The 6,120-nt window shown below is 50.6% G+C and carries 6 protein-coding genes, 1 tRNA gene and 1 pseudogene; 2 read left to right on the forward strand and 6 right to left on the reverse strand.

Annotated elements, in window-relative coordinates:
- Positions 1 to 241: 241 nt before the first annotated feature.
- Positions 242 to 1,147: a cation diffusion facilitator family transporter gene (locus RDM26_RS08305; RefSeq protein WP_307738492.1), complete on the reverse strand. Its 906-nt coding sequence runs from the start codon at positions 1,145 to 1,147 to the stop codon at positions 242 to 244.
- Positions 1,148 to 1,273: 126 nt separating this feature from the next.
- Between RDM26_RS08305 and RDM26_RS08310 the strand changes: the two genes are divergently transcribed.
- Positions 1,274 to 2,185, forward strand: coding sequence for a phosphoribosylaminoimidazolesuccinocarboxamide synthase (locus tag RDM26_RS08310; RefSeq protein WP_307738493.1), 912 nt, complete (start codon positions 1,274 to 1,276; stop codon positions 2,183 to 2,185).
- A 541-nt stretch (positions 2,186 to 2,726) separates the two neighbouring features.
- On the opposite strand, the gene RDM26_RS08315 is transcribed toward RDM26_RS08310, so the two are convergent.
- From RDM26_RS08315 to RDM26_RS08330, 5 genes and pseudogenes are all read right to left on the reverse strand, one after another.
- On the reverse strand, positions 2,727 to 2,978 hold the full coding sequence (locus RDM26_RS08315; RefSeq protein ID WP_307738494.1) for a GlsB/YeaQ/YmgE family stress response membrane protein: 252 nt from the start codon (positions 2,976 to 2,978) through the stop codon (positions 2,727 to 2,729).
- 20 nt (positions 2,979 to 2,998) lie between these two features.
- A pseudogene (locus RDM26_RS08420) lies at positions 2,999 to 3,253 on the reverse strand (EamA family transporter); the annotation flags it as partial.
- A gap of 128 nt (positions 3,254 to 3,381) precedes the next feature.
- Positions 3,382 to 4,215 (reverse strand): endonuclease/exonuclease/phosphatase family protein, encoded by an 834-nt coding sequence (locus RDM26_RS08320; protein ID WP_307738495.1) that lies wholly within the window; start codon positions 4,213 to 4,215, stop codon positions 3,382 to 3,384.
- Position 4,216: 1 nt separating this feature from the next.
- Positions 4,217 to 4,618 carry a peptide-methionine (R)-S-oxide reductase MsrB gene (gene msrB / locus RDM26_RS08325; RefSeq protein WP_307738496.1) on the reverse strand — a complete coding sequence of 134 codons (402 nt, stop codon included), beginning with the start codon at positions 4,616 to 4,618 and terminating at the stop codon, positions 4,217 to 4,219.
- A 3-nt stretch (positions 4,619 to 4,621) separates the two neighbouring features.
- Entirely contained in the window at positions 4,622 to 5,806 is a 1,185-nt protein-coding gene (locus RDM26_RS08330) for a mechanosensitive ion channel domain-containing protein (RefSeq protein ID WP_307738497.1), read from the reverse strand.
- A gap of 166 nt (positions 5,807 to 5,972) precedes the next feature.
- Between RDM26_RS08330 and RDM26_RS08335 the strand changes: the two genes are divergently transcribed.
- Positions 5,973 to 6,045 (forward strand) — tRNA-Glu (locus RDM26_RS08335).
- The last annotated feature ends 75 nt before the right edge of the window (positions 6,046 to 6,120 follow it).

The following is a 6,120-nucleotide window of genomic DNA, read 5'->3' on the forward strand; positions in this document are numbered from 1 at the left end:
CCGGCCCGCCTTTTCATGCTTCTATCTATTCTTGAGTTTTAGGGCTAATGCCGGGCTAAGTAACATTTTTTGTGTCTTTATTTTGGTGTTTTTACTGGTGGTATTGCGTAATTTGGGGATTGTATAGCTTATTGAGCTGGTTTTCTAAGGGGAGCTGACTCTCCGTTTTTGTCTCTATTTGCGCGGTATCGCTGTAGGTAGCGCGATAGTCTCGGTTTGCTTAACTATACAGATTGCCCAGTTAGTGTTTTAAGGTTTCGTGGGCAGCGTGCCCTTCGGGCTCAATCTGCAGGGTGCAATGTTCTATCTTGCGTGGGAAATGGGTTTTCATACATTCTTCTACCTGGTGTAACACTTCCAGGGCATGACCATCCCGGTAGCACTCCTTGGCGATAATGATATGTGCTGATAAAAGCACGGTTTGGGAGTTTAATGGCCATACGTGCAGGTCATGGATTCCAATTACATGTTCTACCTGCAAAATATGGTTCCTAATTTCCGCGACCTTCAATTCGCTGGGTGTGCGGTCTAGCAGGATTGATCCCGCGTCTTTTAACAACTTGTAGCCGCGCGGCAGCATGGCGCCGGCAATCAGTAAGGATATTACGGCGTCTACCCGGGTAATGCCGCTAATACGGGTAATAATGCCGCCAGCGATCACTCCGACAGAGGAAATCGCATCTACGGAAACCTCCAGGAATGCGGCTCTAATATTTAAATTGTCACGATGGCGTCCTAGCATTACCAGCATTGATGCCAAATTGCCCAGTAAGCCGGCCACCGCCCAGGCAGCCATCTGAGTACCGTCAACCGCAGTAGGAGTAAGAAGCCGAATACCTGCTTGGTATCCGATGATCGTACAGATGATTATGATCATGCCGGCCTGGATTCCGCCTGCAATTGCTTCTAGGCGGGCATAGCCATAGGTGAGTTCACCGCTAGCAGGGCGAGTCATCAACGTAGCAGTGAAAGCAGCTAAGAATAAGCCTATGGAATCAATCGCCACGTGTCCGGTATCTGCCGCTAAAGCCAGAGAACCCGAAATAATAGAGCCGATTAACTGGGCAACCAGTACCCCCAAGGTGATACCAGCGGCAATTAGCAGACGGGTACGGGTAGATTCACTGGTAGAAGCATGTTGATGCACGGTGACGCCACCTCTTACTAAGGGATACCTAAATAAGTAACATTTTGCTACCTCAACCAAACCAATTCCAATAAAATTTGTCAACAGCCCTCCCAAATTTAAATAAAAGATGGAAGAATGATAAATATGTCGTCAAGTGATACTCCGGCGCTACGTGGATGGCGCCATTTGTTTTCTGGTAAAGAACGAGAAGTTTACTACCCCGCGGGACAATCGGCTCATGATTCCGACACCGTGATGATTCTGGCTACCGACCGTTTCAGTGCCTATGGTCAGGTATTTCCCACTGAAATCCCCGGTAAAGGTATTGCTCTTACCCAACTGACTACCTGGTGGTTGGAACAGCTTGGGGATTCGATTCCCAATCATTTTCTATCTACGTCTTCGGTACCAGAGATGGTGGCCGGACGAGCGATGATTTGCCGTCGCCTCGACATGTATCCCTTGGAATGCCATGTGTCTGGTTATCTGGCAGGTGAAGCATGGCGGGAGTATCAGGCGAAAGGCACTATCGGGGGTGCGCGGATGCCGGCGGGGTTGCAACAGGATCAAAAACTAGAGGAACCAGTTTTTAATCCGGTAGCAAAGACTCAGATGGGAAGGCACGATAGTAACGTTTCTTGGGAAGCGCTACAGTCCTTGGTCGGCAGTGGACGTGTGGATCAAATTATCGAGTACTCGCTAGATCTGTACCAGCGAGCGGCCAAGATTGCTTGGGACTGCGGGATTATTTTGGGATCCACCAAGTTCGAGTTTGGCTCCGCTCTTCCCTATGGTGGCGAGGCCGTGGTATTAGGAGATGAGGTACTGACCCCCGATTCTTCGCGTTTTTGGAATGCCGATAGCTATGAAGTGGGAAAGCGTAATCCCCGGCTAGATACCCAGATATTGCGTGATTGGGTCGATTCTGACGCGTGTCAGTGGCAGCCCTATAAACGGCAAGAACCCCCGCAGATTCCCGCGGATGTGGTGAAGCAAACTTCTGACCGTTATCAAGAAATCTACGAGACGCTCACGGGGCGTACCCTAAACGAATAAGCCGACAGATTTTCCACAGGCAATATCCACAGATAATGCTGCGGTTTTACTCCAGTTAACAACCCTGTGGATATTGCCTGTGGATATTTGTTTTTTCACTAGCTTAATAACCTGAAATGTCAAATTACTTCTAGTTAACCTCAGGTAAACCTTGAGGGTATTAAGGGTTTGGACTGGTAGAAATGGTATTCAAGCTACTAGCTGCAACAATGGTAAAATCTCGCGGTAGCCTGGGGATAACCAGTGACAAAACTCCTAAAAAGTAGAAGAATCACCGGAGTGTGTAGAGGTTTTCAACAGCGAATATTTGCGGAGGTATTCGGAAAGCGCGGCCTTGAGCAGGTGCTTAACGAAACCCTCAAGTAATTGCTTGAGGGTTTTAATCTCTTCCAGGTTAAGGGGCAGCCTGGCTATAGGTAAACCGAATACGGAGCAGCAACTAGATAAAAAACTGCTGCCCGACAAATTATTTTGCCGAGCAGCAGCCCAGAGTAAAAATTTTTAGCAGCCTAAACTACTAAAACATCCAAGTGGCTAGCAGTTACTTGGTCTTCTTATTGGTGATTCCCAAGTAGACGCTAATCAAACCAACTGCGATCACGATTGCCACGATAAAACTAATAAAGCCGTGACCGTCGCCAATAATCTTGGCTAGGATCCAGTCAGACAGACCAGCAGAAACCATGCCGATGATGATGGTGATGATCATCCCCATGTTTTGTTTGCCCTTCATGAAGAAGCGCGCTAGAGCCCCGATAATGCCGCCAACAATAATTGAACCGATGATTCCCATTTTTATCCCTCGTTATTATCTTACTGGTTACGATGCTTACGCTTCCTGTCTAGCACTCCAGGACGGTATTGTGCAAGAGCGACTGCCAAGGAAATGCATAGTAATCCCACTATTTCCCCCCAATTTGGCAGGTGGCGGAGGCCGATCATGCTAACCACCTCACTTATCGCTGGCATTAAGCATGCTAACAGCGAAAATATATCGGGGCTCAAACGGCGTAGCGCCACTTGTTCTAAAGGGAATGGCAGCGCGGTAGACAGTATCCCTACGGCGACACAACAGAGTAAAACCCAACTACTTTGTCAACCAGCAGCAATCTCGGCAGAGCCGATTAGCGGCACGGTTAATAAGGCGCAGGAATCCGGTCAGAAATCTTGTTCGCTTTGCCCATCGTTTGATCCGCTTAGGGCTGTAAGTCTACAAATAGCGCGCGGTGATCGGAGATGGGCATCTCAATAGTGTCCACCTGTGAAATCTGGCAGGTGGGGGGAGCAAATAGCTGGTCAATATGGAATCGGGGGTGATCTGCCGGGAAAGTGGGGGCACTCGCGAAAGTCAAATAGGGGTAGACGGTGCGAGAGATCTCCTGGCGCAGATTCATATCGCCAACTAGCAGCGGGGTTGCCTTGCCAGCAAGTAGCGACATTCCCTGCCACGAGCGGATTAGTTGTCGTTTGGCGGTGTCTACCCCGAGGTCTAGATGGGTGCCGGCTACTAGAAATTTTCCCTGCTCGGTAGTGATTTCGGCTCCTAGCAAGCTGCGGGTCTGCCCGCCATAAAACTTCCAGGTACGCGGATCCGGGCTGGAAATATTTATCCTGGGGGCAGCAGAACCGAGTTTGGCGCTTACCCAGCGCCGCACCGGATGAGGGGTAAGTAGTCCTACTCCGTACCCTCCCAGCAGTGGACGATCGGCGCAGAAAGGATTACGGGTTTTTCCGAGGGAATCGCTGGGTAGCGTTACCGGTAAGCGTAGCCCTAACAGAATTTGGCCGGCGAAAAAACTCAAAAATCGCTGCTGCCACTGCTTTCCAGAAACTTCGGTTAATGCATCTGCCAGAGCGCGGGTTTGGTCTACAAAACCGGAACGTGCCTGATAGAAGTCGACTTCTTGCAGACAAATAGCATCGGGGTGATAATCACTAAACTGCTCCGCCAGTACTTGCCAGTGATCTCGCGATTGGGCTTTTCGCGCTGTGGGAGTGCCGTGTTGCAGATTTGCGCTGATAATCCGCATATTATTCGGCCTGAAAATCTAGGCAGATCGAGTTAATGCAATAGCGCTGTCCCGTAGGCATGTCGGGTGCGTCCTCAAAAACATGACCCAAGTGGCTTTGGCAGTTAGCGCAACGCACCTCGGTTCTCTCCATGCCATGGGAAGAGTCCTGATGGTAAGTGACCGCGGCGTCCTCGGGTTGGAAAAATGCGGGCCAACCGCAGTGGGAATCAAACTTGGTATCGGAGCGGAATAACTCTGCCCCGCAGGCACGGCAACGGTAGATGCCCTGTCGCTTCTCATGTAGGTATTTTCCGGTGCCGGGGCGTTCAGTACCTGCTTCGCGCAAAACATGGTATTCGCTGGCATCTAGGCGGGCTCGCCAATCAGTCTCACTTGCGTGGCGAGGATCAAAATCACTCATAACTTATCCTTTCTGCAAATCATTCTCGCCCACCAATTTGCGAGCCAAACGATGAACTTCTTCCTCGGAACGGTCACGGCTTAGGTAGCGTACTTGTTGCGGTTGAATCCGGCGAGAAACCAAAGCCCAAGGCACTTCCTTCACCAACCACTGAATTAGTTGTTCCCGCAGGTAACAGCGTAATACCCATAAATCAGAGCTATCGGCTGCCGACACTGAGATCCGAACTGTCTGACAGTCGGCGGTCATATCGGATACTTCGACGCTGGCGCTGCGCCCGTCCCAAAGCTCAGTTCCGGAAAGCAGGAGATCCACTTGTGCCCGAATGGAATCAATGGGGGCAGAGTAGTCTAGTTGCAATTCCACTATCCCTAACTGTTGACTGTGTTTACGCGTCCAGTTCTCAAACTTCTGCTGGGTGAAATGGGTGGACGGCACAATCATGCGCCGTTCATCGTAAAGGTTAAGCACCACGTAAGTGAGGGTGATTTCTTCTACCGTACCCAGCTCTTTTGTTCCATCCAAACCAGGAACCTGCACCTTGTCGCCGACCCGGAGGGCATCTGAAAGCGCCATCTGGACTCCCGCGAACACATTAGCCAGAGTTGACTGGGCAGCCAAAGTAGCCACGATTGAGGCCACCCCTGCCGAGGCCAGCATGGAGCTCATGGCCACTTGGGCAGATGGGAAAGTTAATATGGCGCTAGAAATCCCCACTACTACTACAACTGCTTGCAGTAGCCTGCGAATCACCTGTGCTTGGGTGAGCATTTTCGAACGGCTGCGTGAGGGTTTCTCGCGGTTGGCGTTAACCGCCACATCTTCAATGAAGTAACAGATGCGGGTGATCAAAAAAGTAAAAGCTAAAATGACCGCGATTAGCAGTCCTTGGCTGAACCTGCCAATACCAGTCGAGCGGGAAATCTCTAGACCCGAAGTAGTGTATTTCCAGCCGAGATAGGCGCCCAAGATCATCAGCGTCACCAAGAGGCTGCGGGTGGCACGATTGAGTACCAGTTGAGTTAAGGGTTCGCGCTTAGCCAGCAGTTTCAAAATAGCAACAGTAATTAGAGCCAAGACAAAACCCGCCAGCACCCCCACGCCCATGCCCGCGAGACTAGTTAACCAGTCAAAAACTTGTTCGACGGTTTCATCTGACGAGGACGTGTCTAAAGGTTGCAGCTGCATATTCCTAGACTACGTTTCACCGGCGAAAAATGCAGTCATTAAACTCCTAGAATCCGCGGTGAATCAAAGTTGTGAGAGGCTTCATAGGCTAACGCTTTGCCTTTAGTTACTTAATGCCGGTAAGCTTATTCAAGTCTGAGCCGAGGCCATTAGGCTAGGCCGCAAGGCCCCCATCGTCTAGAGGCCTAGGACACCGCCCTTTCACGGCGACGGCACGGGTTCGAATCCCGTTGGGGGTACGATCCGCCGAAAGGTGGAAGATAAATGAATATGGCCCAGTGGCGCAGTTGGTTAGCGCGCCGCCCTGTCACGGC

The organism is uncultured Varibaculum sp. (assembly GCF_902489465.1).
Classification (GTDB): Bacteria; Actinomycetota; Actinomycetes; order Actinomycetales; family Actinomycetaceae; genus Varibaculum.